Source organism: Flavobacteriales bacterium, assembly GCA_025210805.1.
GTDB lineage: Bacteria > Bacteroidota > Bacteroidia > Flavobacteriales > CAJXXR01 > JAOAQX01.
Window position 1 is genome coordinate 121,901 of the sequence record JAOAQX010000034.1, and the last position, 26,395, is coordinate 148,295.

Below are 26,395 nucleotides of genomic sequence, written 5' to 3' on the forward strand. Positions count from 1 at the left end.
GTAAAAAACTGTAATTATGAATAAGCTTATCAAGTTTTCCCCGTATAATAAATATCTTTTAGAAGGAATGAACAATCAGACATTATTTTTCAATAATCTTTGCAACTATAACGACCCATTTGAAGGAGTATTTAGATATAATTTATCCACTAATTTTGAACAGTTTAAAGATTTTTATTTGAAGCAATACAGAGGTTCAAAAAATATGCTTGAATTTTATTTCAACAATAAAATTGAATTAGAGAAGCTTTTAAATAGAAGTTTTGATTGGAGACAGAAAAAAATGGAGTTTGTTGTTTTTCAGATGAATCAAAACTAGATGATATATTGATGTGGGCTAATTATGCAGATAAACATAAAGGAGTGTGTTTGGTATTTAATAAAGATGAACTCGAATTTCAGCCTTTGAATACGGTTGTAGATGGTATTGCAGTAAATAAACCAACAGGTCCTCATGAAGTTAAGTACACAAAAAAATATTTAGACTCGAATCCTCTAAGTAATGAGCTGAATCAAGTTAATTTTCTTACAACAAAATTTGATGTATGGAAAAATGAAAAAGAATACCGATACATCTCCTCAAGATCAGGTAGTTACAAATTTGAAATAAATAGCTTACAAGAAATTATTTTCGGTCTAAGAATTTCGCCTAGTGCTATTAAGACAATCAGAAATATTTATAAAGATAACGAAACCATTAGTTATAGGCAGATTGAACTAAATGATAGCGAATTTGGATTTCGCTTAAAAGAGCTATAATGTATAGCTAACAAGAATTAAAACCTCAAAAATACTCTCAAAATAAACTTCCTAATTTTTCGAATAGAATCTTAAAAACCAAAGAGATTGCGATAATCTTAGCAGAAAATTCAAGTCTAGTTTAGACACTTTGTCCCAAAAAACGTGTACTTTTATATCAGAAAAAAAATGGTGGCTGAACTTAATTTACTGAGTCATCCAAAAATGCAAAAATAAAAATACACCTAGATTCCTTACCTAAAATTACAACAAACATGAAAAACTATATTACAATCATACTGTTTCTTTGTTCTAGCCAAATTTTTGGACAAAATAATGAACTCTTCAGAATTGTCGAAAATGGCAAAATTGGATACATAAATGTTAAAGGGGAAACTATTATTCATCCAAAGTATATTGAAGCAAGTGTTTTCAGTGAAGGGCTAGCCTCTTTTAGAATAAACGGTCAATATGGATTTATTAATTCTAAAGATGAAATAATTTTACCAGCGATTTATGATTTCGTAGGTAGTTTTCGCAATGGAATTGTAGATGTTTACAACGACAACGAAGTCCGGTTTATAAACAAAAAGGGTGAAAGAGTTTTACCCAAAGATTTTAAATCTATTCGTTTTATAGATAAGAACAATTGTGTATTTACAACTACAAAAGGAAAATCAGGGATCTACAACTTTACTAATTCTTCAATAATTTTTCAATCAAAAAATTATCATATTGGTGACTTTAGCAATGGTTTAGCTGTTGTTACAAAAAATCGGAATAAAAACCCCAAGTATGGAGTGATTGATAAAAAAGGAAACTTTATTGTCAAATTCGGGAAGTATTCTAATATTAAAAAATTTAAAAACGGCTATGCTACAGTAGATATTGATGATAAAAAAAATAAAGATGAAGTCATTGATGGTGTAATTAATACAAACGGTGACTTATTGTTTAAAAGACCTCATGAAAACAACTCATATCTTGACAAAGATTTTCACAATGGATTTTCAATTGTCAAACTATATAAATATTGGATACCTGAAAAAAATGGAGTGCTTTCCTCTGAAAAATCTTATCAAGGATTTGTGAATTTAAATGGTGAAGTTGTATTTAATGATACTCTTATAAAATACGTTTATGACTTTTCAGACAATAGAGCTTTTATTGAAGATCACGATAGAAATTATTATGTAGTTGACACAAATTTCAATATTCTAAACGAGAAACCATTTGAAAATGTAAAAGATAATGGATTTAGAAATGGATATGCAATTGTAGAATCTGATAAAGGTTGGGGTATTATTGATGTGAATATGAATTATGTTGTAAAACCAGAGTTTGAATATATTCATGGTTTAGGAATAAATGATAATCTATTCTTTTTTGGAATTGAAGAGTCTGATTATTCACGACTTTACGGTATTAAAAACCTAAAAGGAAAAACAATTTGCCCACCTATCATTGAAGATTTAAATGCAAAAGGATTTCAAAATGGTCTGCTTAAAGTAGTTATAAATAAAAAACTGGCTTATCTGAATTTGAATGGAGATATTGTTTGGCAAAAAAAGCAATCAAACAGTAAGAAAAGTAATCATGTAAATATTACACATCTTAACAGAGGGTATTTTTATGCATATTCTAAAGTAACTGATGCTGAAAATAATAGTGGAGGCTGGGCAGTATCACATAATGAACCTGCTCCCTTAAAATCAAATCAAAAAAATAAATTAGCCGTAATAGTGGAGGATTTGAAGCTTTATATCCGTAATTATTCCAAAGACACAATTGAATTCAACGCTCAAGACAGCAGACTTTACATGAAACTACAAGCCAAAAACAAAAATGGTGTTTGGAAGGATATTGAATATCTACCAAGTAGTTGGTGCGGTAATAGCTATCATAGAATAGAACTGCCACCTAACAATTATTGGCAATTTGATTTACCGAAATATGAAGGCGATTTTAAGACTTTATTTAGGGCAGAATTAATGTATATCAATCCTACCACCAAAAAAGAAAAAGTCATTTACAGTAATGAATTCGATGGACATGTAAATCCAGGGCAGTTTTGGAGAATGCCAGAATATACTCCAAGAGGAATTATGGATCCATATTATGATTAAGATGTAATTTGAATTTCGTTTTATTACTCATCGTAAATATTTTATGGTTTTTTGAAGAATCATCGTATGGTAATAAAAAGTAATTTGTTTTTGATGGTCTGAATTAATATTACCACACACACATAAAAAAAGAGCCATGAAAAAAAATTCATAACTCTCTTAAAAACAAGTGGAGAAGATGGGACTCGAACCCACGACCTCTTGACTGCCAGTCAAGCACTCTAGCCAGCTGAGCTACATCCCCAATTGGAAGGCAAATATAACAAAGAAAAACCAAAAATTGTTTTGATTCTCTGGCTTTTTATTTGCTATTCACTTAATACTTTGACAATCTTATTCTTGAAAACGAAGACTAGAAAGTATAAACCAGTCCATTGGTAAACTTGTATAATACTTTAGGAATATTTACGGGTGGTTGTGCATCATAACTCCATAGCAAACTCGTATTAAACGCTAAATTTTTAAAGATTTTCAGTACAAGCATCATATCTGTACTCACACGATAGTCTGAAAAATCTGACAAATTTGGTTGAAAATACGTGGTATTTACCAAAGAAACATGCTCATTAAAGAAAAAGCTAAAAGACACATAAGTACTTAAACGAAGATCATCAAAACGATCTTCATTTTTCACTTTTTCCCATTCTTGCATGATGCTTAACCCTGTATATACTCTGTATTTTTCGTGTTTTGATAATTTATATCTTAAACCAACGCCTAGTAATATTCTAGATTCAAGATCTCGAATTTCATCAAATTGATTTTGCCCAAAAGCTTCAAGTTTTAATCGAGACTTTAAATCATAATTCAAACGAATATGCTGCGTTCCGTTCTTTACAATTTCTTTGTCATTAGACGTTTTCAGGTTGTAATCATTCATTCCCAAAACCAGAACTTTGTCTTTTTTGTATTGCAAACGAATCCTATTGGTCACTAAAACAAAACTATTCTTATTTTCAAGCAATTGAACATTAAGTTTTACACTTCCTACCCATCTTTTATTCTGCTCTTTTTGCCTAATTGATTCAATATTCAAAATCTGTCCGTAACTTGATGAAACTGTCATCAAGAAAAAAGTAAACACCCAAAATATGCGAGTCATTTTTATTGATTTTTTGGTTGCTTTTTTACAAACTCTGTTTTTATCATAATGGTTTGCCCTTCTACTTTTCCTTCAATATAACCTGCATCATTTTGGTCTAATCGAATTCTTCTAACGGCATAACCTTGTTTTGCTTTAAAGCTTCCACTTCCTTTTACTTGAAGATCTTTTACAAGTGTTACTGTGTCTCCTGCTTCTAGCACGTTTCCATGAGCGTCTTTATGTATCAGCTTAGCTACAGGCTGCCATTCTGCCCACTCTTGAATTTCTTCTTCAAGGTAAAGCATATCTATTAATCCTGATGCCCAATTCTCTTGCTCCAATCTTTTTAACATACGATATGCAACCACTTTTACAGCGTTTGTTTCATTCCACATGCTTTCGTTCAAAGGTCTCCAATGATTGGGTTCTACATCAGAGTCACCATTATATTGACTCCAACATTCTTGACAAAAAACGACTTGATTTTCTGGAATTTCTTCTTTTCTTGGTTCTATAATTTTTCCAGATAAATTCTCTGTATTCCCACAGAGTTCACAACAATTCCCACTTCTATCTTCTAGAGCTTGGATCAAATTCATATAACTTATTTTTCTTCAATAAATGCATAAAATAAGGATTGTAATACTGATAATAAAATGGAAAACAGAAAAGCCCACCAAAATCCATCAACATGAAAACCACTTATTAGACTATCAACCAATAAAATAATTGCTGCATTAATTACCAAAAGAAATAGTCCAAGACTAAAGATTGTAATAGGTAAAGTAAGTAGCACCATTATTGGGCGTACAAATATTCGCAAAATTGCTAAAACTAAGGCAACAATTAGTGAAGATTTCCACCCCTGAACTTGAACACCGGGCATATATTCTGCCAACACGAGCACGATTAAGGCGGTAAATAATAATTTTAAAATTGTTTTCATCAACTTATATTTAATTGTATTTCTTATCCAAAGGTAAGAAATCAAGCATTTATAGAGATCATACTTTTTACATATTTAATAATTAATTGATAAAGTTTTAAACCCTTTTCTACTCTAGCATAGAAAAATTGACAGATATTTCCCCATTGCCTGTTATATTGTTAAAAAAATATTTAAATAGGATGTTTTTCAGCGCTATAGATAAAGTCTATTTCAATAACACTCGAATATCCGAGTGATTTTTCCCTTCCTTGATCCCTACTGCTTTTGTCTCTATAATTCCATTTGACAAATGTCTGTATGTAATAAAACGGGGGTAAGCAGAAAATTTATTCCGAAAAGTTAACATTTTCTCATTATGCTGATTTAATTCAAAAAAAGCTTCTTTACTCACTCCTTCACTGCTAGATTTCACGCTTAGAAAAATCTTTTTGTTTACATAGCCTATATTCATTTCTTGAGAATAAACAGTATCCACATCATTCAAAATCATACTTCCAGTTCCAAAAAAGTGTTTTTTTTCGGAATCCCATTTCCAATTTTCATATAATACGTATTGCTCTCCATTGTAGTGCCACTCACCTGTGATCCAAGAATATTTTTCAAGATCAATTTTTTCATAGTTACTACAAGAATTAAATACTACTAAAATGAATAAGGACAAAAACCATTTCATAACTTATTTTTCAAAAGTCAAACATCACAGTAAAACCAAATGGCTTTCAAAAAAAGGGACTTATCATATTTATAAATCACTTGTTTTGAGATTCAGTTGGTGTTATTACATAAATATCGATAAAATTACTCATCGTAGGGCTATCTCACAAGATATTGATTCTTAATAAAAGCAAATATTTATTAATTAAATCCTTTAATAATTAAACAAATTGTTTATTTTTGAAATCAAAATAAAGAATATGAAGAATATTTCAGATGTTGTAGAAAAATACTTAAAAGATAAACCATATTTAGCAGAAGCGCTTTCTGAGGGATTAATCAATATATCTTCTTTAGCAAGAAAAATTCAACCAGAAATTGATCGAGCATTAGGGATAGAAAGCGGAATCCCTGCAATCTCAATGGCTATTAAAAGGCTAGATCTTACAGTTCAAAATAGAATTGCTAGCAGGATGAAAACTGTTATTGATCATCTTGGGGATATAATTGTAAGAACCGATCTCAGCGGATTTACTTATGCAAACTCTCCTAAACTTGAATCAAAGAAAACAGAAATTTTGATGAGCTCAAATATCTCCGATGAGAATTTTTGCACTATTTGTCAAGGAGTGTTTGAAAGTAATATTATTTCTTCGCAAAAAATGAAAGAAAAAATACAGAATACCCTTGCTAACGAAGAGTTGATTTCTATGAGAGACAATATGGTATCTTTAACTATTCGTCTCCCAAAAGAAAATTCAAATTTACCAGGCTTATACTATTTCTTTTTCAGACATTTTGCATGGAACAATATCAATATTCTTGAAGTTATTTCTACAACGAATGAATTCACTGTTGTAGTAGATGAATCAATGCTTGAAAGAGCTTTTTCTACCATTAAGAACATAAAGACTAGCCTAACTTAGAATCTTAATTTCTTACTTAAACTCTTATTGTAGTTAACGAAAAAAAATGGCAAAATGCCAGAAATTGAGAGGCGTAACTCTCTTAAATAAAACATTCACAAAACTCAATTATGGTAAAATATTAATTGAGTAATTTTAGAAGAATGGCGTATAAGCTAAAATTCTTCGAGCTATATGAAATATATCGACATAAAAAAAACCTCCATATTGGAGGTTTTTATGTTATTTAAGTAACTAGCCTGTTTAGTTTACGCTATCACTTAAGTCAGAACCCGCTTTAAATTTTACGAGGTTTTTCGCTGGAATAGTAATTGCTTTTCCTGTTTGTGGGTTTCTTCCTTGTCTTTCTTCTCTTCTTGATACAGAGAAAGAACCGAATCCTACAAGAGCAACTTTATCTCCACCTTTTAGACTAGTAGAAACGGCGTTTGTAAAAGATTCTAATGCTTTTTTAGCTGCTGCTTTTGAAATTCCTGCATCTGCAGCCATCACATCAATAAGTTCTGATTTGTTCATAATTATTGCTTTTAAATGTTAGTTTATTTTTTTGAACTGAAACAAATATAGCTCTTATTATCGTAAATACAAGTACTTACCTTTTATTTTGCTTAAAATATCGCCAAAATGCACTATTCATGGTGTCTTTGGGGGATTTTAGCCGATTTTTCACCTTGATAATTTATGGGAATACGCTCAAAATCCTTTGTATTTAGCGATTCCTTGTGTGCCTTTTGCCACATAAAAGCTATTAATTCTATTGATTGTTGAACACTACTTTGTAGGAGAATATGGTTCTTTTTGAAGAAAGCATTCATAAACTCAGATGAAAATCCCTTTTCAAGCTTTCCTTTTCGGGAATTAAAGCCAAATACTTTATTAGGCATTTCTTTCTTTAACTCCTCTAGGGATTCATACAATGGTTCTACTTTTTTGTGAGAATCTATAATTACTTCTTGAATCACCTCTTTTACATTTCCTTCTGCCCTAATTTCAATTTCCCAGCAGTCTATCTGCGGATAAAATTTTTCATAGAGAACGGTTTCCCAAAAACGATGAATACCATCCCAGCCATTTTCTTGACCATCATAATTTTGAGTGGTATGCAAAGGGACACACATATCAGAAACATAGTGTGCAAGTTCTCCACTATGAAAAATAATAAGACTTGTATCCTTTTTTCTAAAAGCATTCACTAGATGATTATAGGATCCCAAAACAGCAAAGGGGACAATTCCTTGTGAATAACATGAAATATCAGAAGTACAGGAACCCCAATCCTTCTCCCATAACGTTTTTAAATCCATTGTGTCGGCATCCAAATAATGCTTACAAAACTCAAATTGATCTACATTCTTTCTTTGATCGGGCTTGATACTTTGATCAATCACCGCTAATTGATGAGTCTGGTAAAAATTGAATAATTCTGTTTCAGGCAAACTATATATTGCCCATTCCGTAATTTTTTTATGACCAAAAAAGCCCCAAGCCTGTAATTTGTATTGCGGCAAGAAACAGATACACAGTAAAAATATCAGAGATTCAGTATTATATTTCATAATTTTTGATTAACATTAAGTTTACATTGAATAAATTTGCATCATGAAAAATTGGATTTTATATGTATTTCTGACCCTATTTTTGATTAGCTCGAGTCTTCTTGCGAAGGCTCCCATTATTCCGAGCAATAAAATTAAGAAAAATCCTAAAAAGGTGATTCGTGTCTGTTGTTCCTTCGGTGATGGTATCAAAATGAAGGCTTTTCCGTTCAAAAAAATTTCATCAATTACGGCATATCCGCTAATTGGGAATCATAAATACTTAGGTTCACCAAAGGAGAATAATGGAATTATTTATACGCAAAAAGGTGGATTTATTGACTTGGCACATACAAGAGATTATGTTGATTGGACTGCTTATTGGTACTCTTTTATCCATTATTATAATGACCTGGATACTATTATTGTAAAAAAATTAGGGAAAGAAGCAGGTAGTAAGACAATTCAAATAGATTTACGAAAAAAACTTTCTGAAAACGAAATGATTTCTTTAGCAGGAAGTATTGCGTATGACCTCTCCATTTGGCATGAAGTATCTACTTGGTTTGGAGCCTCCTCTGTTCCGCTTATTCACGAAAAAAACTCAAGCTTTTCACCTGAAGATCAATACTCCAATCTTCTTGGTGTTGTTATAGGAATGGAAGCAATAAAAAGCCCTTTAGACTTCAATACAGCGGTAACGCAAATACTCGATAGATATCTTTTAAAGATGATTCCTTCTGTAACAATTGAGGAAACAAAAAATGCATTTAAAAAAGTGGATCAACTATGGTGGGATAGTCGAAAGAGTATTCCCAATAGAGATTTGGTACTCAAAAGATATATTAACACTCAAAACGAATTACTTCCTTGGCTTATTTCCTCACATTCAGAGCCTATTCCTCTTAAAATTCCATTAGATTTTAATGATTCTTTAAAAAAATGTGCAATCTTCAAAGTAAAAACGAATCATTTAATAAAGAAAAACAGTGATCTCAAAAAACTCGGCATTGGGAGGGTGATAAGTAATCTTGATTTCCCTGTGATTTTAAGATATTTGGAAAAAGAAATAGAAGCCATCGAACAAAAATATTAGAAAACCATTACGTCTATTTCAAGCCTAATTCACCTTAAAAAAGTATCTATTTCGTTCCACTCAATAATTCGGTTGCCTCAAAAACGACCATTCTGGCATTGGGTTCATTTTCTTGTACCAATTTTTTTAGATTCATAATTCTATTTTTGTTTACCGATAGAAAAATGATTTTTCTATTATGAGAATAATCTAATCGATCTCCTTGGATGATTGTACCATTAATTCCCATTTCTTCAAGAATCTTTATTTGTAGTTCGTGTGGATTTTCTGAGGCAATATGCACTACTTTATTTTGCCTCCTACCTGTTACAATGAGATCAATAAACTTAGAAGTTGCATAAATAGAAATCATACTCCAAAGTGCAAGCTCTAGGTTTTTAAACACAACTGCTGCCAATATAACTACAACGATATCAATAGCCAAAATTATGGTTCCTGGTTTAAAAGTAGTTTTACTACAAACTATTTTAGCAATAATGGTTCCTCCGCCTGCAGATGCCTCACCTAAAAAAATAAGTCCGATCCCTAAACCAGAAAGTAAACCACCATAGATTGTGGAAAGCAATAAATTTTCACTCAATGCTTCTAAATGAATCACTTCATTAAAAAAATCGATACTTATTGAGAGCATCAAAATGGCAAGAATTGTCCTTATAGCAAATTGTTTCCCCAAATACCTTATACTCACCAACAAAAGTGGTGCATTTACCAAAAGGAGAAGAATACCCATGGGGATTTTGAAAAGATAATAAAGAACAATTGCAAGTCCTGCCGTACCGCCCGTTGCAATCTTATTGGGTGAAAGAAAACCAACAACTCCGGCACCTACAAGAATGGCTCCCAAAAGAATGAATGCAAGATTCATTAATTCCTTATTCCAGTTGATATTCTTAAACATAATTTTTGTTGGCAAAGGTATTCATATTCCCTAGCATTACATCAAGAAAGCACAATAGAAAATGGGAGAATAATACCGTTTATGGTGTTAATTTACCCATAAGTTCTAGCTTCTTTTTCGGATGCGGTATAACCCCCTTACCCTCCCGAAAAATCGGGACAAGCTATTCAAAGAGGGCTTAAATAGTGAGTAAATTAACACCATAAATGGTATAAAACCTATTTTAGCCTCCAAATCCACCACCACTTCTCAACTCATTGCTATCACGGTTTTTTCTTCTTAAAGCACGGTTTTTTCCTTGTCCAAATCGATAATTGAAACCAACATAAAACGTTCTGCTTTCCCAATTAAACTGTCCATTTTGCTCAAATGGATTTGTAGAATCGAATTTGAATCTCATTCCTTGGAAAATATCATTTACACGTGCTGAGATTGTTCCTTTTCCATTTAGAACAGTATAACTAGCACCTAAATTAAACATCCACATGGTTTTGCGGTTAAATTGGATTCCATTTTCTGGGGCGTTTATCATAGTAAACACTTGAAAATTGAGCTTCTTTGAAGCATAAAACATTGAACTCAATCTACCTGATAAAGAATTTGTTACTACCTCTAAATCCCCTTGTCTATCCGTTTTATTGTACAACTCCACAGAACCATTTAAACGCCACCATCTTTTAGGAGCATAACTCGATGATAGTTCAATTCCAAAACGATCTGTCGGGGAAAGATTCGCATAAGTTAGAAGTTGTTTTTGTGGATCCTTTGGGTCCAATGAAATAAAGCGGTTAATAGGATCTGTTATTCTTCTATAAAATACGCCAGCAGTGGCATTTCCTTTTTTAAATTGACGAGTATAATTAAACTCATATGAATTTGTAAACTGCGGTACAAGTTCAGGGTTTCCTACAGAATTTATTAATGGAGTACTCCATTCTCTAACGGGGTTAACCTGCCCTATTGAAGGTCTATCAACACGTCTGCTATAACTCAATTGATATTGATTTTTCTCAGATGGGTTATAGGTAATATATGCAGATGGATAAATGCTAAAAATCTCATCTGAATAAGGTGCATTGTTTTTTCCTCTGCTAAAAGTACCTTCTACCTCATACTGTTCAAATCGAGACCCTAACTGGATTCCCACTTTTTCAAACTGATGTCCAAAAGTGGCATAAAGTGAATAGATATTTCGATCATATTCAAAAGCAGAATTCCCAACATTCAATTGAGTAGAAATATTTTCATTTGTGGTGAGGTTTTGACGGTATTCTGCACCTAATTCAAGTTTAGATTTATCTCCAATGGGTCTATTATAATCTATATTAAAGATGGTATTTGTGAATTGCTTCTCCACATCATTCGTGAAATTCAAATCTTTAGAACTGGTGTTTATTTTATCCCAATAACGAGCATCTTCCTCATTATTGGTGTGTGAATAGGTGATTTCTGCATCTAATTGATGTTGTCCATTTTTATCAAATTTCCTTCTATAATTTAGGTTATAAGTTTGTGATGGAACTGTGTTTGACACAATATAAGGTGCGTCAGTAATCGTTTTTTGGTCTTTAATTACCCTGGTAAACCCATCATTGTCTGTTTTAAAGAAATTCTGTGTGGTATATGCAGATAGGGTATTTTGATCATTAATATAATAATCTGCACCCAATTTTATCATGTGAGATTCTGGTGTATTTTCAAATCCAAATTCTTGACGTAGTGGGAATTTATCGGTTCTATTTACATATCCTTTGTTTTCTCTTGTTCCTGTATTATATCCATAATTCGAATATATATTTACTTTCCCTGTCTTATAATTCATATTTAATGAACCATTAAAACGGGTGTTAATTCCTTGGGTTAAACCAGCGTTCACATTGGCATTAAAACCTTGAAGTGCATTTTTATGAAGTACTAGATTAATCATTCCACTCATACCTTCTGGGTTATATTTTGCAGAAGGATTGGTGATCAATTCCACTTTTTTGATTGAAGCTGATGGTATTTGCTTTAAAACCTGGTCAGCAGTAAGGTTTGTGGGCTTACCATCAATCAAGATTCTTACATTTTCATTTCCTCTTAAACTTACCGATCCTGTTTGCTGATCTACATTCACAGATTGAATTTGATTAAGCATCTCTCCTGCCGTACTTCCCACAGATGTTAAGTCTTTTCCAACATTAATAACTTTTCGGTCAATTTTTTGCTCAATTGTTGACGCTTCTTCTGTAAGCTCAACTTCAGACATCATTTCTGCTGAAGCAGAAAGGCGAATGACTCCCAAATTCAATTTTCTTCTCTTGTCATTTAATTCAACTGGTTTTGAAATGGTCTCATATCCCATAAATTGAATTTCAGCAGTGTATTTTCCATAAGGAATTTTTGAAATACCAAAACTTCCTTTATCATTGGAAATTCCACCGGTAACTATTTTTTTATCTGAGCTTTTTACAACAATGTTCACATAAGGCATCATCTCATTATTTTGAGCATCCTTGATCACTCCTCGGATACTACCTGTTTGTGCCAATGCTGGAATTACCGTTATTAATGTAAAAAATAATACATAGAAATTCTTCATAACCCTTAGATTTATAATTTTAGCAAAGATATGAGGTATCAATACCAAAATTTTGTTAAATCTTGTGGAAAAAAGTTGAATCGAAATTTGTATGCATATTTTGGTAATTAGCATACAACTAAAGATAACAGCTGCTCGTAGTTTTGCTTCAAAAAAACATGAAAGAGCATTTCCACATAGAAAAAGTAAAAAGCTCGCATAGAAAAATCTATAGCGATATTATTATAGATCAACCAGCAGAAAAGGTTTGGGAAATTATATCTGATTTCAAATCATATAAGGATTGGGCTGTTTTTATGGTAGATATTCAAGGGGCATGTATTCATCAATCAGAAATAACTGTAAAATTTCAATTAGATCCAACGAAGGACAAAACCAACACGATTTCTCATTTAATTCATGTAGAGCAAAAAAAGGAATTCTATTGGGCAGAAAAAGGACCCATGGGAATTTGTGACAATCATCATTTTATTATTGAGGAAATAGATGAAAAAAGCGCTCGTTTTATCCAAAAAGATGAGTTGACTAAAGGAGCCACTTGGTTGCTAGGAGGATATCTCTCGAAAATATACCTTAAAGGCTATAGAGCTTTTAATAAAAGTCTTAAAAAGGAAGTGGAACGTAGGTTTCAATAATTCTTTCGGGAATTAATTCTCTGTATAATTGAGTAGCTTAGCAGGTATCATTTTTATAATAAGCACAAATGAAAAATATCATCCATATTAACACCATTTCAGAATTGCACAAATTCCTTGGTCTTGATGAACCAAAACATCCTTTGATTTCTATATTCCCCTATAATAATGAAAATGCAAAGGCTACTCAAGAAAATTTTAAATATTCATTTAACTTTTATCAAATTAGTATAAAAGGAAATTGCCCGCTTCTTATAACAAAATACGGAAGAAGCACCTACGATTTTCAAGAATGCTCAATGATTTTTACCGCACCCAATCAAGTCTTAGAATACCATACGGATTATACCACTACGGATGGCGATTGCTGGACACTCGTCTTTCATTCAGACTTGATTAGAAAGTCCGTTTTGAGCAACCTAATAGACCAATATTCATTCTTTTCATATCAATCCAACGAAGCATTGCATTTGTCACAAGAAGAAAGAACGACTATTTCTGGAATAAAAAATAAAATCATCAAAGAATATGAGAATAATTTAGATCCTCATAGTCATAATTTAATTATTTCCAATCTACAATTATTACTGAACTATTGTTTACGGTACTATGATAGACAATTTTATACAAGAACCACATTCAACAAAGATATCGTTACAGATTTTGAACAAGTGTTAAAAGAGTATTATTCTACAGACCAACAGATTACTCGTGGGCTTCCTTCTGTAAAATATTGTGCAGATTCTCTTCATGTTTCCCCAAGATATCTAAGTGATTTACTAAAAAAAGAGTCTGGTAAAAGTACCCAAGACCATATCCATGATTTTATTATCGAAAAGGCAAAAAATCGTTTATTAAACAGCAACGAAACCGCCAGTGAAATAGCTTTTGGATTAGGGTTTGAATATTCTCAATACTTTAGCAAAATTTTTAAGAAAAAAACCACAATGAGTCCTAAGCAATATAGGAATACCATGAGTTAAAAATCCTCCCCAAATTAATATTAGGAAGGTATTTTTTTAAAAATAATGTAGACTAAAATGAATAACTCATTCCAAATGAACCCCCAAAAGTGGTAAGAATCTGATCTATACGTCTAAATTTGGCTTCAAATTTCCAATTTCTAAAACGATAGTTCCCTCGGAAATAATAAAACATTCCGCTTTTATAATAACCAATTACCCTTCCCATAGGAAAAACATCAGGTTCATAAGAATAAAAAGCTCCCGAATCTTGATGAAAAAACCCGAAACCAAACCCAAGTTCACAATTCTCAAATTGTTGTTTTAAATGACTAAATAATGCAAAACCATGCTCCCTTCCTATTTTTGACTGCAACTCAAAATCAAAACTAGTAGAGGCTCGTATATCCAATTCAAAACGAGATTTTAACACTGCCAAATCATTTGAATGGGTTGTTTTCTGAAACAATAAACGGTTTCTCAATCGATACTTCCTGCTCAAACGCAAATTAATATCTAACTGAGATCGGTTCTTTTTTTCCTTGGTTATACTATTTTGTGAACGAATAAAAGCGTATTGAACTTCATATTTTTTTCTTTTCTTGGATATTTTCCCAAAAAATAAATCCTCAGAATCTGCATAGAGATCTTGATAATTCGAAAAAATCGCCTGCTGATTTCCTTCTTTTAAAGTTCCTACTTTCATAAACCAACGATTTCCCATGGCATATTGAATTTCTCCATAAAAATCAAAAAAATGATAATTGTGGGATTGAATTTCTGCACAGAACGTCCATTTTGAAGATCGATATTCCACAGATTGATAATGCGATTGTAAAAAATCCTGAGATGCCAACTCTAATAATGAATCAGAATAATGGTGAGAATGGAACAGATGCTGAAAACTCCAAGCGCCATTTTCATACCTCAATCCAATTCCTCCAGATTTTTGTAAAAGATTTTTCCGAAATTTTAGATCATTTTTACTCGAATGTATCCCTGTATTTCGCAAGGTATTTCCTTCTGATTTTATGGTCATATCCCGGTGTTTATAAGACCCAAAAATGAGTAGTTCTAAATGTGGTTTCAAACGGGTACTAAAACCCACACCTGTGAAATAAGAATACTCCAAACTTCCTGTGTGTTTTCTTAAAATACTTGAATTATATTGATCACTTGATATATTCCCAACCAAAAATCCTTGTCTAATTCCGAGAACTTTTCCAAAATTTATTTGATAATTTCCTATCATAATTTGTGAACTTTTTGAATATTTGGAAAATGAAAAATTAACAAAATCTACAATATTCTCCTCCGTTGGATCTTTTTCTACTAAAATTGAAAAACTCCAATTATCCTTAGAATAAAATAATGAATTCCGATACCGAAAAGGTGATTTCTCCTTGCTAATAAAATTTGCACAACTTATCATAACACGCGCTTTTCCAGATTCTTTAACACCATAACCTAAACCATAACTACAATACTGATAAAAAACATATTTCTTTTTAAACACATCAAGTCCTACAACACGATTTAAAAATAAAATACTTTTTTCCTTCGGATATTTCTCAAAATATTTAGACAACAACCCTCTCTCCTCCTTAGAAAAAATTGTCAACTCAGATAAATCCATTATACAATCATTTGATTTAATACGTAATATTTCTTGATTGATATTATTTACAAAAATATTTATTTCTTCTTCAGATATTTCTTCCAAAGAATTCTGAATTATTTCATTTTTCAAATACTTCAAATATGGATTTACCGACTGAGAATAGGACAAAAAATGAAAGCAAAAAAGCACAAAAAACCACCTTACCATTTCCATATAAAATTGATGTTTTGATTCCAACCAAGGTTCGGATGTTTCTCGAAAAATAAATGAATAGAAAACCTGGATTTTATCACTCCAATTCCTAAATCAAATTGATTCTGTAAATAATCATATCGCCACTCAAAATTGAATAGTTTGATATGATATATTAAGTGTGTTTTCAAAAAGAATTCTTGTTCAAGATATTTTATAGAAGTATTTATTCCAAAGTTTTTAGACGCTCGATAAAGTATTTCACAAAGCATATTTTCTTTTTTACGTGCTGATAAATTCTGTAATTGAATTGCAAGATTCCAGTTCTGGTGAATTTTAAACCAAGATGAAAACCCAATACGGAATAATCTATCTTGATAAAAATCAACACCTTCTACCCTACTATTCGCATACTCTACAGAAATATTTATTCGAAAATGATGACCAAAGCCACGTAGATAGCTTACTCCTGCTCTAGTTTCTTTCTGTAAACCGATGTTTTGATACCCCAGTGTTAAATTAAATTGCTGCTTGGAGAAAGGTATTTTACATAATACTTCAGTGCGATACAAATTATTAACAGAATATAAACGTGAATAATTTACTCCAATACTACTTTTTGATTGAATTTTAAGTGAATAAAGCCTGTTCGTATTTAGATAACTATCAGGACTTCCACTGGATATTTGAGACTGATAATAGTTAGAATCTTGACCAAATACATCCATTGAAAAAAAGCAAATACAGATGAGTACCCTATATAATAATTTTGTCATTTTCAATACTTTATTAATCTATTTATTGTTGAAGTTATTGAAAAAACTGCGGCTTTCAAAATACTAAATACTCATTATCAATTATTTAAATAACAATTCAATTATATACTAATTCACAACTATAACATTTATTCAATACACTTAATTAATGATGTCTAAAAAAACATGAGTTAAAATGATCGGTTCATCCACAATCTTCAATTAAAAAGTTCGGAATTATAATATCAATCGCTCAATAATTGATTTCTTATGATTTTTGCTTCATCAAACCTCAAAAAAAACAGATAAATGAGAATAATATTAAGCTTAGCATTCATTCTAGCCATGCTATCCTGTGAAAAGGAAGAAGCATTAAAAACATCACTCCCTGATCCTAAAAATATTCAAACTGAAGAAGACCTTTCTGAGTACTTATCTCTATTGAGTAAAAGTAAGACCATTCAAGGTTTTTCCTTATCAATAGCTTCACAGCAAGAAATTGTCTTTCAATCATATTTCGGCTTTTCAGACGCTGCAAAACAAAAATCATACACCAATCAAACTCAAAACAGCATCGCTTCCATCAGTAAAACATTTTTAGCTGCTGCTACTTCTGATGCAATCGAAAAAGGGCTTTTTTCTTGGGAAACAGACATCAATAATGTATTGCCATTTACTATTTCCAACCCAAATATTGAGCAGCATCAAATTTTGATCAAAGATTTGGCAACCCATACTTCGGGTATCAATGATGGCAAAGATTATTTAAAAGAGAATTACTATATTCTAGAAAATCAAAATATTGACGGTGAATTAGGACAAATTCTCACTCAAAAAATTGGGATTAAAAAGGGATCAAAAATACCACTTGAAACCTACCTTGAAAATCTCTTAATTTCCTCGGATGGAAAATATCATTCTGATTATTTCACTACAGACCTTCCAACGGATTGGACATATTCTAATACTGCAACAGCTCTTTTGGGTCTTGCAATAGAGCATCAATCTGGAATGCCTTATGAAGACTATCTTCAAAAATATATTTTTGCACCGCTTCATCTGTCTGCTACCTCTTTTGATCTTCAATCTCAATTATCAAATATGACAAAATGGTATTACGATGAAAACCAATCGTTCCCAAGGTATGCGAATCATTCCCCAGTAGAAGGTGGTGTTTACTCAAACAATATTGATATGGCTTTGTATTTAAAAGATATGATGCTTGGGCTTCAAAATCACTCGCAAGCGAATTTTTCGAATACTTTTTATCAGAGAATCTTCAGCCCTAAACTCCAAAAAGGCATCGTTCCAAACGATTTTGCTGAAAACATGGGAATGCTTTGGTATTTGAAGCAAGGTACTTGGCAACATGGCGGAAACGATTTAGGGAATTCTTCACATATTCAGATTGACGAAAATGGGCTTTTTGGCTTTATTTTACAAACCAATATGGACGCTACATTTGTAGGAAATACTGAAAAATGGATTGAAATAAAGAACAAAATTTCCTTAGCGATTAATCAATATCGAGCCGCCAAAAAACTCTAATACCATTTACGGTGTTAATTTACCCAAAGGCTTCAGTCTCTTTTTCGGGGTATTTCGTTGTAAAACATCCCCCTTCCCCCCTTCAAAGGGGGCTTATATTTGTGAGTAAAATAACACCGTATATGGTATAAAACCTATTATCTTTAAGCAGATAGAAGACCTTTGTAAAACTTGCTTATGTTTACCGCATATACACATTTTACAAAGGCCTTTTTTTTATTTAAACAATACCCCCTTTTTACCATCCATTAAGTCAATGGCTTCAATGGTTTCTTCTTTTACGGTATTTCTTGGAACAATAAATTTTTTGTCTTGCAATTTTCCATTTAAGAAAAAACTTACTAAAAATTCATTATTCATAAGAAGCAAAACGGCATCTTCCATATATTCTACCTTTGCAACACTTTTAGCAGGCAGTTTTTCTATTTTATGTTTTAACTCAGACGTTCTAACTCCCTCGTATTTACCTACAGTAGAAATGATTACCATTTCCAATTCTTCTGCTTTATCATTGACCAAATAAGCATACCAATCTTCTGTTCGATGTTCTTTATTAAACTCTCTCACAATGGCTAAATACAGCCCTTGAACTTCCTCTATTTTGATATCTTTTTTCATAAACCCTTTTTTACACCAAGTGAATTTCAAAAGTAAGGATTAAACAATCAGATTGCCCATTCTTTTGATGTTCCTTTAGCATGACTTCTTCCGCAAATTTATTTTTCTTTAGTCAGAAACGATCTGTTTTTGTCTTTTTTTCGAAAAAATGAGTTGCAGGAGAAAAATCATCAGAAATTGAAGTCCAAGTATTGAAGCGATTGCACCAGCTATAGATCCATTAATAAGCACAGCCAAAAGATATCCAAAAAACACACCTGTAACTGCAAAAACAGAAGAGAGGAAAAGCATTTTTTTGAGATTTTCGGAGAGTAAATAAGCCGTTGCCGATGGAACAACCATTAAGGCAAGAACCAAAATAGCTCCCACAGCATCAAAGGAAAATACGGTTACAAAAGAAACCAAACTCATCAACACATAATTGATTCCCACTGCTGAAACACCAATACTAATAGCATAAGATTCATCAAAACTGGTAATAAACAAACCTTTATAAAATATAAGAACCAATGAAATAACAACAACAAACATAAAAAGAGCTTGAAGAAAACCATTGGGAATCAATAATTGATCTGTAATCTGGATAAGATCTAAAGGTAAATAGGCTATTTCTCCAAAAAGAACACAATCTTGATCGATATCCAAATCGTCATTAAACCAAGAAATAAGCACCACACCCGATGCAAAAAGCCAAGTATAGGTGACCCCGATGGAGGCATCCTCTTGCAAGCGTCCAAATTTATTGAAGCTTTCGATCATTACAGCAGCCAAAACTCCTACTCCAGCAGCAGCAATAAGCATCCAAATAGATTGATAATTTTGAGTAAAAATATAGGCAATAACGATTCCTGGTAAAACAGCGTGAGAAATTGCATCACCAATCATTGCCATTTTTCGAAGTATCAAAAAAGAACCGAGAATGGCATTGGGAATCGCTATGAGCAAAGCGGAAAGGAAAATCCACCAAAAATTCTGATCAAATATTTCCATTAGTGATAAGGTATTTTGTTTTGATGTGGATCTTGGTCTGGGTAATCCAAAATAGCTTCTAGTTCTTTCTCCAAATCCTCGTTGATAAAATGCTCTATAGTATCGGCATCATCATGAACATGGTCTCCAGCTATTCTCAGCTTTTTACTTAGATATAATTCCCATAGTCTGTGTAATTTCACGATTCTTTTAGCTCTTTTAACTCCTTCAGAACTCAGGGAAAATTCTTTATTCTCTTTTATTAAAAGCTGTTCTTTTGTAAGTTTTTTCAGTCCTTTTTTTAAATGAGTGATCTCAAAAAAACGTCGATCCATCAAATGACTCAATTTTCTCGAAGTTTTGAAATCTTGTTTTTCTTCTGCCAAATGATAAAATGTTTTCAAGATATTATCCTCTAACATTTTCATTTTGATGTGTTTTCTTTTCAGAATTCTAAATAGAACACCTCTTTTTGGAGAAAATAAAATAGAAAAAACTGAAATTACCGATAGAGAGATAACAATCCATGGTCCTGTGGGCATTTTTTCGATACTCATGGAAATCCATACACCCAACCAACCAGAAATAGCAGCAAAAACGGCTGATAAAATCACCATTGTAGATAGTTTATTGGTCCAAAAACGTGCTGTAGATGCAGGTGTTAATAGTAAGGCAGCCATTAAAACAATTCCTACAATCTGTACGCCTATCACAATAACTAAAATAGTAAAAAGAGCCAATAAAAATTCGGCACGTTTTACTTTGATTCCTGTAGTTTCTGCATATTCTTTATCAAAACTAATGATGAGAAAATCCCTAAAGAAAATCACAATTCCAGATAAAATAATCAAGCTTATGGCAGAAAGCCAATACAAATCACTTTTGAGCATAGATGCAGCTTTTCCAAACAAGAATTTATCTAGTCCCGTTTGCGAAGCATTATAATGATGTTGAATATAAGTAAAAAACAAAACACCCAAACCAAAAAACACACTTAAAACTAAAGCAATTGCCGTATCTGATTTTAGTTTGGAATACTTAATAATAGCATTGATAGAGAGTATGGATAAAAACCCAAAAACGATGGCACCCAGAATGAGATAAACGGGATCTTTTGTACCACTAAACATAAAACCTATGGCAACTCCTGGAAAAACAGCATGAGCAATAGCATCGCCTAAAAGGGCTTTTTTTTGTAAAAAAGTAAAAGAACCTACCAAACCAGAGGCTATTCCCAAAAGGCTTATTCCTATAAATATCAATATAACCATTAGTGATGCTCTTTTCGTCCTATTTCTTTTTGTTTTAACACGTGTAGAACTTGAGATAAAATAGATAATTGTCCTCCATAAGTTTCTTCTAAAATCTCTTTTTGGAACACGTCCTCCATTTTACCCGAAGCAACTAATCTTGTATTCATAAAAACCAGCCAATCGAAATAGTTGTTTACCGTTTGTAAATCATGATGAACAACTAAAATTGTTTTACCTTCCTCTTTCATGTTTCTTAGAAGATCCATTATCGATTTTTCTGTAGTTGCATCTACTCCAGCAAAAGGCTCGTCCATTAGAAAAAGTTCTGGCTTTTGAGCCAAAGCTCTGGCTATAAAAACTCTTTGTTGTTGTCCACCAGAAAGTTGAGAAATTTGTCTACTTGCAAAACTTTCCATTTTAACTTTTTCAAGACAATGCATTGCCCAATCTTTATCAGCCTTACTAATTCTTTGAAAAATAGACTTATGCGCATACAAACCCATAAGCACAACATCTAAAACAGAAGCAGGAAAATCCCAATCAACAGATTCTCTCTGTGGAACATAAGCAACTTTTCTTCTAATATTTTTTAAATCAGTTCCGAAAAGTTTTACAGAACCACTATCCAAAGATAAAAGCCCCATAATAGATTTCAGTAATGTTGATTTCCCTGAGCCATTAGGACCCAAAACCCCACAAATTACACCTTTAGGAATCGTGAAATCCACATCCCAAAGTACGGGTTTTTTATCATAGCTCACGGTCAAATCATGAACTTCAATTATAGGCTCCTTTTTCATTTTACAGCTTCAATAAAAGTATGAATATTATGTTGGATCATAGAAATATAATCTTCTCCTTCTGTTCCTTTATCACCCAAGGCATCAGAAAATAATTCTCCCCCTATCTTTATTGGTTTTCCTTTTTCCGTACAAGCTTCTACTACCGCTTTCATAGCCTTTGGAGAAACAGAGGACTCCACAAAAATGGCAGAGATATCGCTCTCTAGAATCGTTTCTACCATATCATTTATGTCTTTTATCCCATATTCTGTAGTGGTCGATAATCCTTGTAATGCTAAAACTTCAACTTCGTAAGCTTCCCCAAAATATCTAAATGCATCATGAGCTGTATAAAGAATTCTTTTTTCTTTAGGCACTCTTTCTAACAGTCCTCTTACTGTTTGATCTAATCCTTCAAGTTTCTTAAAGTATTGTGCGGATTTTTGCGTGATTTTCTTCTCCAATTTTGGATATTTACGACCTATTTTAACCAATAGATTTTCTCCTGCTTTTTTCCACAAAAGAATATTAAACCAAAAGTGAGGATCCACAACTTTTGTATGGTCACCACTCGTCAATATGTCATTTTCATTCAGTCCTTTTGATAAATTTAATACCGTTTTTCTTTTGGCAAGTTTTGACAATATATCCGTCATTTTCCCCTCAAGATGCAAACCGTTATACACAATTATGTCTGCATTTTGCATTTTAACCAAATCACCTTGTGATGCCTTGTAATAATGAGGGTCTACTCCTGCTCCCATCAATGAAACTACTTCAAATTCTTCGGGTAAAGTTTTTTCCAAAAGATCCGCAATAATATTTGTGGTAGCCAATATTTTTACTTTAGAATTTTCTGGGCTTTTATTTTCTTCTTTCTTACCACTTTCACAAGAAAAAAACAGAAAAATAAAGATAAATACTTTTAGATAATTAATTATTTTCATCATATTTTTTTACGATCAACAAATTGGCAATTTCTTTACTTATTGTGAGTGTTTTAGATTTAAATGAGATAATGAATGAGCCATCGAAATCTAATATTTCTTCAATGTTTAAAACTGTACCTAATCCCAATTCTACTTTATCTAAATAAACTAACAAGGAAGGTGTATCACTCTTAACACCGAGCAGTGTGCATTTTTGACCTTCCGTACAAATACTCAATCTTTTGGTTTGTCTTTTTGGCAAATTACCCTCTTTATCAGGAATCGGATTTCCATGCGGATCCCATTTTGGGGAACCTAAAAAGTTGTTTAAACGATCTACCAATTCATCAGAATCTATATGTTCAAGCTGTTCTGCAATGGGATGAACTTTCTCCCACCCAAATTGAAGTTTCTCTACCAAAAAAAATTCCCAAAGACGGTGTTTCCTAACAATATTAGAGGCAATAATGAATCCCTTGTCTGTTAAATTAGCACCTTTATATTTTTGATAGATACATAAATCTTTATCAGAAAGTTTTTTTAGCATATCTGTAACAGAAGCAGCCTTTGTCTGTAACTCATCGGCAATTTGATTCGTAGTTACTGCTCCCTCCCTTCTGCTTTGCCATTTATAAATAGCTTTTAAATAATTTTCTTCTGAAATAGATAATGGCATATTGTAAATTTTAATGCAAATTTAATTATTTTTTTAGACATGCCTAAAAATAATTTTACACTAAAAAAAATACACCTCCGAAGAAGTGTATTTTTATTGTATAGTTTTTTCTTTTTTTATTGAATCACAATCTTAGACATCATTCTTTTGTTCTCTGTTGTGATTTCTATCAGGTACATTCCTTTTGATAAATGTGTAAGATCCATCTGATGAGTAAAAGCTCGTGTACTAAGTATCGATTGTTGCTCTACAAGCTTTCCTTGTATATCTCTAACAAATAGCGTTCCTTCTGCTTCTATTGTTCCAAGATCTACAATGAACACTCCATTATTTGGATTTGGATAAATTTGAATAGCATCATAATCAATAATTTCTATTCCAGCATCAGTTACTTTTACAGCATTTGAATAAGTCCAACATTTTGATAAATCTGGGTTTGGATCAGACTCTACATAACATTTATAAACTCCATTACCATCTATTGGATACTCATTTACAGAAGTAGTATCTTCGGTTTGACCATCTTTCAACCAAATATAAGATCCATTTGGATTATTTCCATTGATTGTAGCTTCTAGCATAGATCCATTTCTTGTTAAATTACAAATAAATGGTGGAGCTGAACTAATAGAAACTTGAAATATTTCTGTGAATGGCCCTCCGTATTTTGCTGGAGTATTATCTTGTACAGAAAATGTATAATTTCCAGGTAGTAAAGCTGTTGAATCAAAACTATTAAAATTGAACGAATAAGGTGGTGTTCCTCCATCTACAGCACAAGTTACAGATCCATATCCTCCTTGGCAGTATGGCGAAACAGCTCCTAGTGTAATATCTATTGGGTCAACGCATTCTCCATCATCCACATTGGCATATTGGTTATAATTCATTGCATTAGGGTCTGTACATCCTATATTATCTGTAGAGATGGTAGTCATCGGAACTGTGATATCACATGTTTCTGGACCTTGCGGGAAGGTTGACGAAAATTTCCCAGAAATCGTAAAAGTCTGCCCAGTTAAATTACTGACATTATTCAATATATGCACTTTCACAATTCCAAAAGATCCTGAAGGGATAGATGGAATCACATCGGCAGATAAATCTAATGGCACACCAGGGTTTATTGTAGTAATAGAAAAAGAGAAGCTTGCATTTGTTATTGTAACACTTGAATTATTCTGGATAGCAAACTGGATATATGGTGTTGTTCCTGCACCATCTTGTTTTATCTGTACGACGTTAAATACATTTAATGCCGAACAAAATGATGACAAACAAGAACCATCATTTAACTTATACTGACTTCCATAATTCACTGACGCAGGATCTGTACATCCCCATTCAGTGAGCGGGCTTACTAAGTAGTTTGGAGCATTTTTCACACATCCACTAATTCCTGTGGCGGTAATATTCACATTACTCATGATAATAACCCCTCCAATGGCATGGTTTGTAGCATTAACTAAGTTATTGGTAATCAAAAAATCAACGGTATTAGAACCTGTTGAAAGTGTTTGCCCTGTCATGGTATTATTGTATGGAGCTTGAAGCGCACCACCTAGAATATTGGTAATATTCAAAACAACATTCGCTCCTGTAACGGCTGTTCCCGTATTCGAAATATAGGCTCGGTAGGAATAACTTCCTGGAATACCGTTATAAACAAATCTTAATGAATCAAAAGATAAAGTAGCACAAGATTGAGCTTTAGCTTCTTGTGACTGAAAAGCAAAAAGGGTAAATAATAAAACGGAGAAAAATTTTAGATATCTTTTCATAATTGTTCTTTGTTAAGAAAAATTGGTTTTTTAACTAAGCGTAAATTTAACCATTTTTTATTACATAAAAAAAACTTCCAAAACATTAAAGCTGTTTTGGAAGTTTTTACTTATAACTATTTTAGTGGGTTTATCCCAATAAATCGATAATCTGCTCGGCTAATTCTTCACCTATTCTTGCTTGTGCTTCCTTCGTTTGTCCTCCAATATGAGGGGTCAATGAGATTTTTGAATGCATCAATATTTTCATATCAGGTTTAGGTTCATTATCAAAAACATCTAATCCTGCATGAGCTACAACACCTTCATCTAGTGCTTTCATAAGTGCTACTTCATCAATTACTCCACCTCTGGCAGCGTTGATAATATTTACACCTTCTTTCATCATTTCAAACTGTTCTTTTCCTATAATAGGTTCTTTTTGAGCAGGTAAATGAAGTGAAAGACAATCGGCACTCATCAATACTTTTTCTAGTGGTTGTGTTTCAATTTCGAAATCAACTGTTTTTCCTTGTGCTAAATCTAAGGTAATTGTTGCTGTTTTTGGAGTTCTGTTATAAACACAAACATCCATTCCTAATCCCAATGCAATTTTAGCAGTAGCTTGACCTATACGTCCAAAACCGATAATTCCCATAGTTTTCCCTTTGAGTTCGATTCCTTTTGAATAGTTTTTCTTGAGTTGCTTAAAGCTTACTTCTCCTTCTAGTGGCATTTGTCTATTAGAATCATAAACAAATCTTGCCATTCCCATCAAATGAGCAAAAACAAGCTCTGCTACAGAGTGGGAACTCGCAGCTGGAGTATTGATTACATGTAATCCTTTCCCTCGTGCATATTCTACATCAATATTATCCATTCCTACTCCTCCTCTTCCGATGAGTTTTAAGTTTGGACAAGCATCTATTAAGTCTTCTCTTACTTTGGTTGCTGATCGAACCAATAAACCTACATAACCTTCATCATTGATTGCCTTGATAAGATCTTTTTGGGCTACATTCTCTGTTACCACTTGGTATCCTGCTTTCTCTAAAGCGATCACTCCTTGAGCTGAAACTCCGTCGTTTGCTAATATTTTTTTCATTTC

The 26,395-nt window shown here is 32.4% G+C and carries 26 protein-coding genes and 1 tRNA gene; 8 read left to right on the top strand and 19 right to left on the bottom strand.

Annotated elements, in window-relative coordinates:
* Window positions 1–16 precede the first annotated feature (16 nt).
* The 3 genes from N4A45_13525 to N4A45_13535 all read left to right on the top strand — a co-directional run bounded on the left by N4A45_13525 (window position 17) and on the right by N4A45_13535 (window position 2,864).
* Window positions 17–319 (top strand): hypothetical protein, encoded by a 303-nt coding sequence (locus tag N4A45_13525; GenBank protein ID MCT4666239.1) that lies wholly within the window; start codon window positions 17–19, stop codon window positions 317–319.
* A gap of 11 nt (window positions 320–330) precedes the next feature.
* Window positions 331–759 (top strand): DUF2971 domain-containing protein, encoded by a 429-nt coding sequence (locus N4A45_13530; protein MCT4666240.1) that lies wholly within the window; start codon window positions 331–333, stop codon window positions 757–759.
* Between the two features lie 254 nt (window positions 760–1,013).
* Window positions 1,014–2,864, top strand: coding sequence for a WG repeat-containing protein (locus N4A45_13535; GenBank protein ID MCT4666241.1), 1,851 nt, complete (start codon window positions 1,014–1,016; stop codon window positions 2,862–2,864).
* A gap of 170 nt (window positions 2,865–3,034) precedes the next feature.
* Here the strand turns inward: N4A45_13535 and N4A45_13540 are convergent.
* From N4A45_13540 to N4A45_13560, 5 genes are all read right to left on the bottom strand, one after another.
* Window positions 3,035–3,108, bottom strand: a tRNA-Ala gene (locus tag N4A45_13540).
* Window positions 3,109–3,216: 108 nt separating this feature from the next.
* Window positions 3,217–3,966: a DUF481 domain-containing protein gene (locus N4A45_13545; protein ID MCT4666242.1), complete on the bottom strand. Its 750-nt coding sequence runs from the start codon at window positions 3,964–3,966 to the stop codon at window positions 3,217–3,219.
* A gap of 2 nt (window positions 3,967–3,968) precedes the next feature.
* Window positions 3,969–4,547 (bottom strand): PhnA domain-containing protein, encoded by a 579-nt coding sequence (locus tag N4A45_13550; GenBank protein MCT4666243.1) that lies wholly within the window; start codon window positions 4,545–4,547, stop codon window positions 3,969–3,971.
* 5 nt (window positions 4,548–4,552) lie between these two features.
* The gene (locus N4A45_13555; GenBank protein MCT4666244.1) at window positions 4,553–4,894 is read right to left on the bottom strand and encodes a phage holin family protein; all 342 of its coding nucleotides are present in this window, start codon (window positions 4,892–4,894) and stop codon (window positions 4,553–4,555) included.
* A gap of 208 nt (window positions 4,895–5,102) precedes the next feature.
* Complete coding sequence (locus N4A45_13560; protein ID MCT4666245.1) at window positions 5,103–5,570, bottom strand: hypothetical protein; 468 nt, start codon at window positions 5,568–5,570, stop codon at window positions 5,103–5,105.
* A 241-nt stretch (window positions 5,571–5,811) separates the two neighbouring features.
* Between N4A45_13560 and N4A45_13565 the strand changes: the two genes are divergently transcribed.
* A complete protein-coding gene (locus N4A45_13565) occupies window positions 5,812–6,477 on the top strand; it encodes an aspartate kinase (GenBank protein ID MCT4666246.1) in 666 nt (221 codons plus the stop codon).
* 243 nt (window positions 6,478–6,720) lie between these two features.
* On the opposite strand, the gene N4A45_13570 is transcribed toward N4A45_13565, so the two are convergent.
* Window positions 6,721–6,993, bottom strand: coding sequence for an HU family DNA-binding protein (locus tag N4A45_13570; GenBank protein ID MCT4666247.1), 273 nt, complete (start codon window positions 6,991–6,993; stop codon window positions 6,721–6,723).
* 113 nt (window positions 6,994–7,106) lie between these two features.
* Entirely contained in the window at window positions 7,107–8,033 is a 927-nt protein-coding gene (locus tag N4A45_13575) for a zinc dependent phospholipase C family protein (GenBank protein MCT4666248.1), read from the bottom strand.
* A 43-nt stretch (window positions 8,034–8,076) separates the two neighbouring features.
* Between N4A45_13575 and N4A45_13580 the strand changes: the two genes are divergently transcribed.
* Window positions 8,077–9,108, top strand: coding sequence for a DUF4056 domain-containing protein (locus tag N4A45_13580; GenBank protein MCT4666249.1), 1,032 nt, complete (start codon window positions 8,077–8,079; stop codon window positions 9,106–9,108).
* A gap of 46 nt (window positions 9,109–9,154) precedes the next feature.
* Here N4A45_13580 and N4A45_13585 read toward each other — a convergent pair whose 3' ends face one another.
* Together N4A45_13585 and N4A45_13590 are read right to left on the bottom strand one after the other, a co-directional pair.
* Entirely contained in the window at window positions 9,155–10,006 is an 852-nt protein-coding gene (locus tag N4A45_13585) for a YitT family protein (GenBank protein ID MCT4666250.1), read from the bottom strand.
* A gap of 223 nt (window positions 10,007–10,229) precedes the next feature.
* On the bottom strand, window positions 10,230–12,587 hold the full coding sequence (locus N4A45_13590) for a TonB-dependent receptor family protein (protein MCT4666251.1): 2,358 nt from the start codon (window positions 12,585–12,587) through the stop codon (window positions 10,230–10,232).
* 158 nt (window positions 12,588–12,745) lie between these two features.
* Between N4A45_13590 and N4A45_13595 the strand changes: the two genes are divergently transcribed.
* Both N4A45_13595 and N4A45_13600 read left to right on the top strand, forming a co-directional pair.
* Window positions 12,746–13,222, top strand: coding sequence for a hypothetical protein (locus N4A45_13595; GenBank protein MCT4666252.1), 477 nt, complete (start codon window positions 12,746–12,748; stop codon window positions 13,220–13,222).
* A gap of 68 nt (window positions 13,223–13,290) precedes the next feature.
* Window positions 13,291–14,205, top strand: coding sequence for a helix-turn-helix transcriptional regulator (locus N4A45_13600; protein MCT4666253.1), 915 nt, complete (start codon window positions 13,291–13,293; stop codon window positions 14,203–14,205).
* Between the two features lie 52 nt (window positions 14,206–14,257).
* Here N4A45_13600 and N4A45_13605 read toward each other — a convergent pair whose 3' ends face one another.
* Window positions 14,258–15,934, bottom strand: a complete 1,677-nt coding sequence (locus tag N4A45_13605) for a hypothetical protein (GenBank protein MCT4666254.1) — start codon at window positions 15,932–15,934, stop codon at window positions 14,258–14,260.
* 71 nt (window positions 15,935–16,005) lie between these two features.
* Window positions 16,006–16,773 (bottom strand): hypothetical protein, encoded by a 768-nt coding sequence (locus N4A45_13610; GenBank protein MCT4666255.1) that lies wholly within the window; start codon window positions 16,771–16,773, stop codon window positions 16,006–16,008.
* 288 nt (window positions 16,774–17,061) lie between these two features.
* On the opposite strand from N4A45_13610, the gene N4A45_13615 reads away from it, so the two are divergent.
* Window positions 17,062–18,300, top strand: coding sequence for a beta-lactamase family protein (locus N4A45_13615; GenBank protein ID MCT4666256.1), 1,239 nt, complete (start codon window positions 17,062–17,064; stop codon window positions 18,298–18,300).
* A 216-nt stretch (window positions 18,301–18,516) separates the two neighbouring features.
* On the opposite strand, the gene N4A45_13620 is transcribed toward N4A45_13615, so the two are convergent.
* From N4A45_13620 to N4A45_13655, 8 genes are all read right to left on the bottom strand, one after another.
* Complete coding sequence (locus N4A45_13620; protein MCT4666257.1) at window positions 18,517–18,918, bottom strand: hypothetical protein; 402 nt, start codon at window positions 18,916–18,918, stop codon at window positions 18,517–18,519.
* A 108-nt stretch (window positions 18,919–19,026) separates the two neighbouring features.
* A complete protein-coding gene (locus tag N4A45_13625; protein ID MCT4666258.1) occupies window positions 19,027–19,908 on the bottom strand; it encodes a metal ABC transporter permease in 882 nt (293 codons plus the stop codon).
* A complete protein-coding gene (locus tag N4A45_13630; GenBank protein ID MCT4666259.1) occupies window positions 19,908–21,158 on the bottom strand; it encodes a metal ABC transporter permease in 1,251 nt (416 codons plus the stop codon). Before N4A45_13630 ends, N4A45_13625 begins: the two co-directional genes overlap by 1 nt.
* A complete protein-coding gene (locus N4A45_13635; GenBank protein ID MCT4666260.1) occupies window positions 21,158–21,940 on the bottom strand; it encodes a metal ABC transporter ATP-binding protein in 783 nt (260 codons plus the stop codon). Before N4A45_13635 ends, N4A45_13630 begins: the two co-directional genes overlap by 1 nt.
* Window positions 21,937–22,872, bottom strand: coding sequence for a zinc ABC transporter substrate-binding protein (locus N4A45_13640; protein ID MCT4666261.1), 936 nt, complete (start codon window positions 22,870–22,872; stop codon window positions 21,937–21,939). The genes N4A45_13635 and N4A45_13640 overlap by 4 nt, the downstream gene beginning before the upstream one ends.
* A complete protein-coding gene (locus N4A45_13645; GenBank protein MCT4666262.1) occupies window positions 22,856–23,527 on the bottom strand; it encodes a metal-dependent transcriptional regulator in 672 nt (223 codons plus the stop codon). Before N4A45_13645 ends, N4A45_13640 begins: the two co-directional genes overlap by 17 nt.
* 116 nt (window positions 23,528–23,643) lie before the next feature.
* Entirely contained in the window at window positions 23,644–25,308 is a 1,665-nt protein-coding gene (locus N4A45_13650) for a T9SS type A sorting domain-containing protein (protein ID MCT4666263.1), read from the bottom strand.
* A gap of 130 nt (window positions 25,309–25,438) precedes the next feature.
* On the bottom strand, window positions 25,439–26,392 hold the full coding sequence (locus N4A45_13655) for a D-2-hydroxyacid dehydrogenase (protein MCT4666264.1): 954 nt from the start codon (window positions 26,390–26,392) through the stop codon (window positions 25,439–25,441).
* Window positions 26,393–26,395: the final 3 nt, after the last annotated feature.

Excerpts from the sequence above, each read along its gene's own strand:
- N4A45_13545 (MCT4666242.1), bottom strand. The coding sequence starts at position 3,966 with ATGACTCGCATATTTTGGGTGTTTACTTTTTTCTTGATGACAGTTTCA.
- N4A45_13555 (MCT4666244.1), bottom strand. The coding sequence starts at position 4,894 with ATGAAAACAATTTTAAAATTATTATTTACCGCCTTAATCGTGCTCGTG.
- N4A45_13565 (MCT4666246.1), top strand. The coding sequence starts at position 5,812 with ATGAAGAATATTTCAGATGTTGTAGAAAAATACTTAAAAGATAAACCA.
- N4A45_13550 (MCT4666243.1), bottom strand. The coding sequence starts at position 4,547 with ATGAATTTGATCCAAGCTCTAGAAGATAGAAGTGGGAATTGTTGTGAA.
- N4A45_13560 (MCT4666245.1), bottom strand. The coding sequence starts at position 5,570 with ATGAAATGGTTTTTGTCCTTATTCATTTTAGTAGTATTTAATTCTTGT.
- N4A45_13630 (MCT4666259.1), bottom strand. The coding sequence starts at position 21,158 with ATGGTTATATTGATATTTATAGGAATAAGCCTTTTGGGAATAGCCTCT.
- N4A45_13530 (MCT4666240.1), top strand. The coding sequence starts at position 331 with ATGTGGGCTAATTATGCAGATAAACATAAAGGAGTGTGTTTGGTATTT.
- N4A45_13535 (MCT4666241.1), top strand. The coding sequence starts at position 1,014 with ATGAAAAACTATATTACAATCATACTGTTTCTTTGTTCTAGCCAAATT.
- N4A45_13590 (MCT4666251.1), bottom strand. The coding sequence starts at position 12,587 with ATGAAGAATTTCTATGTATTATTTTTTACATTAATAACGGTAATTCCA.
- N4A45_13615 (MCT4666256.1), top strand. The coding sequence starts at position 17,062 with ATGAGAATAATATTAAGCTTAGCATTCATTCTAGCCATGCTATCCTGT.
- N4A45_13655 (MCT4666264.1), bottom strand. The coding sequence starts at position 26,392 with ATGAAAAAAATATTAGCAAACGACGGAGTTTCAGCTCAAGGAGTGATC.
- N4A45_13595 (MCT4666252.1), top strand. The coding sequence starts at position 12,746 with ATGAAAGAGCATTTCCACATAGAAAAAGTAAAAAGCTCGCATAGAAAA.
- N4A45_13620 (MCT4666257.1), bottom strand. The coding sequence starts at position 18,918 with ATGAAAAAAGATATCAAAATAGAGGAAGTTCAAGGGCTGTATTTAGCC.
- N4A45_13610 (MCT4666255.1), bottom strand. The coding sequence starts at position 16,773 with ATGACAAAATTATTATATAGGGTACTCATCTGTATTTGCTTTTTTTCA.
- N4A45_13635 (MCT4666260.1), bottom strand. The coding sequence starts at position 21,940 with ATGAAAAAGGAGCCTATAATTGAAGTTCATGATTTGACCGTGAGCTAT.
- N4A45_13645 (MCT4666262.1), bottom strand. The coding sequence starts at position 23,527 with ATGCCATTATCTATTTCAGAAGAAAATTATTTAAAAGCTATTTATAAA.
- N4A45_13585 (MCT4666250.1), bottom strand. The coding sequence starts at position 10,006 with ATGTTTAAGAATATCAACTGGAATAAGGAATTAATGAATCTTGCATTC.
- N4A45_13525 (MCT4666239.1), top strand. The coding sequence starts at position 17 with ATGAATAAGCTTATCAAGTTTTCCCCGTATAATAAATATCTTTTAGAA.
- N4A45_13650 (MCT4666263.1), bottom strand. The coding sequence starts at position 25,308 with ATGAAAAGATATCTAAAATTTTTCTCCGTTTTATTATTTACCCTTTTT.
- N4A45_13625 (MCT4666258.1), bottom strand. The coding sequence starts at position 19,908 with ATGGAAATATTTGATCAGAATTTTTGGTGGATTTTCCTTTCCGCTTTG.
- N4A45_13580 (MCT4666249.1), top strand. The coding sequence starts at position 8,077 with ATGAAAAATTGGATTTTATATGTATTTCTGACCCTATTTTTGATTAGC.
- N4A45_13570 (MCT4666247.1), bottom strand. The coding sequence starts at position 6,993 with ATGAACAAATCAGAACTTATTGATGTGATGGCTGCAGATGCAGGAATT.
- N4A45_13600 (MCT4666253.1), top strand. The coding sequence starts at position 13,291 with ATGAAAAATATCATCCATATTAACACCATTTCAGAATTGCACAAATTC.
- N4A45_13640 (MCT4666261.1), bottom strand. The coding sequence starts at position 22,872 with ATGATGAAAATAATTAATTATCTAAAAGTATTTATCTTTATTTTTCTG.
- N4A45_13575 (MCT4666248.1), bottom strand. The coding sequence starts at position 8,033 with ATGAAATATAATACTGAATCTCTGATATTTTTACTGTGTATCTGTTTC.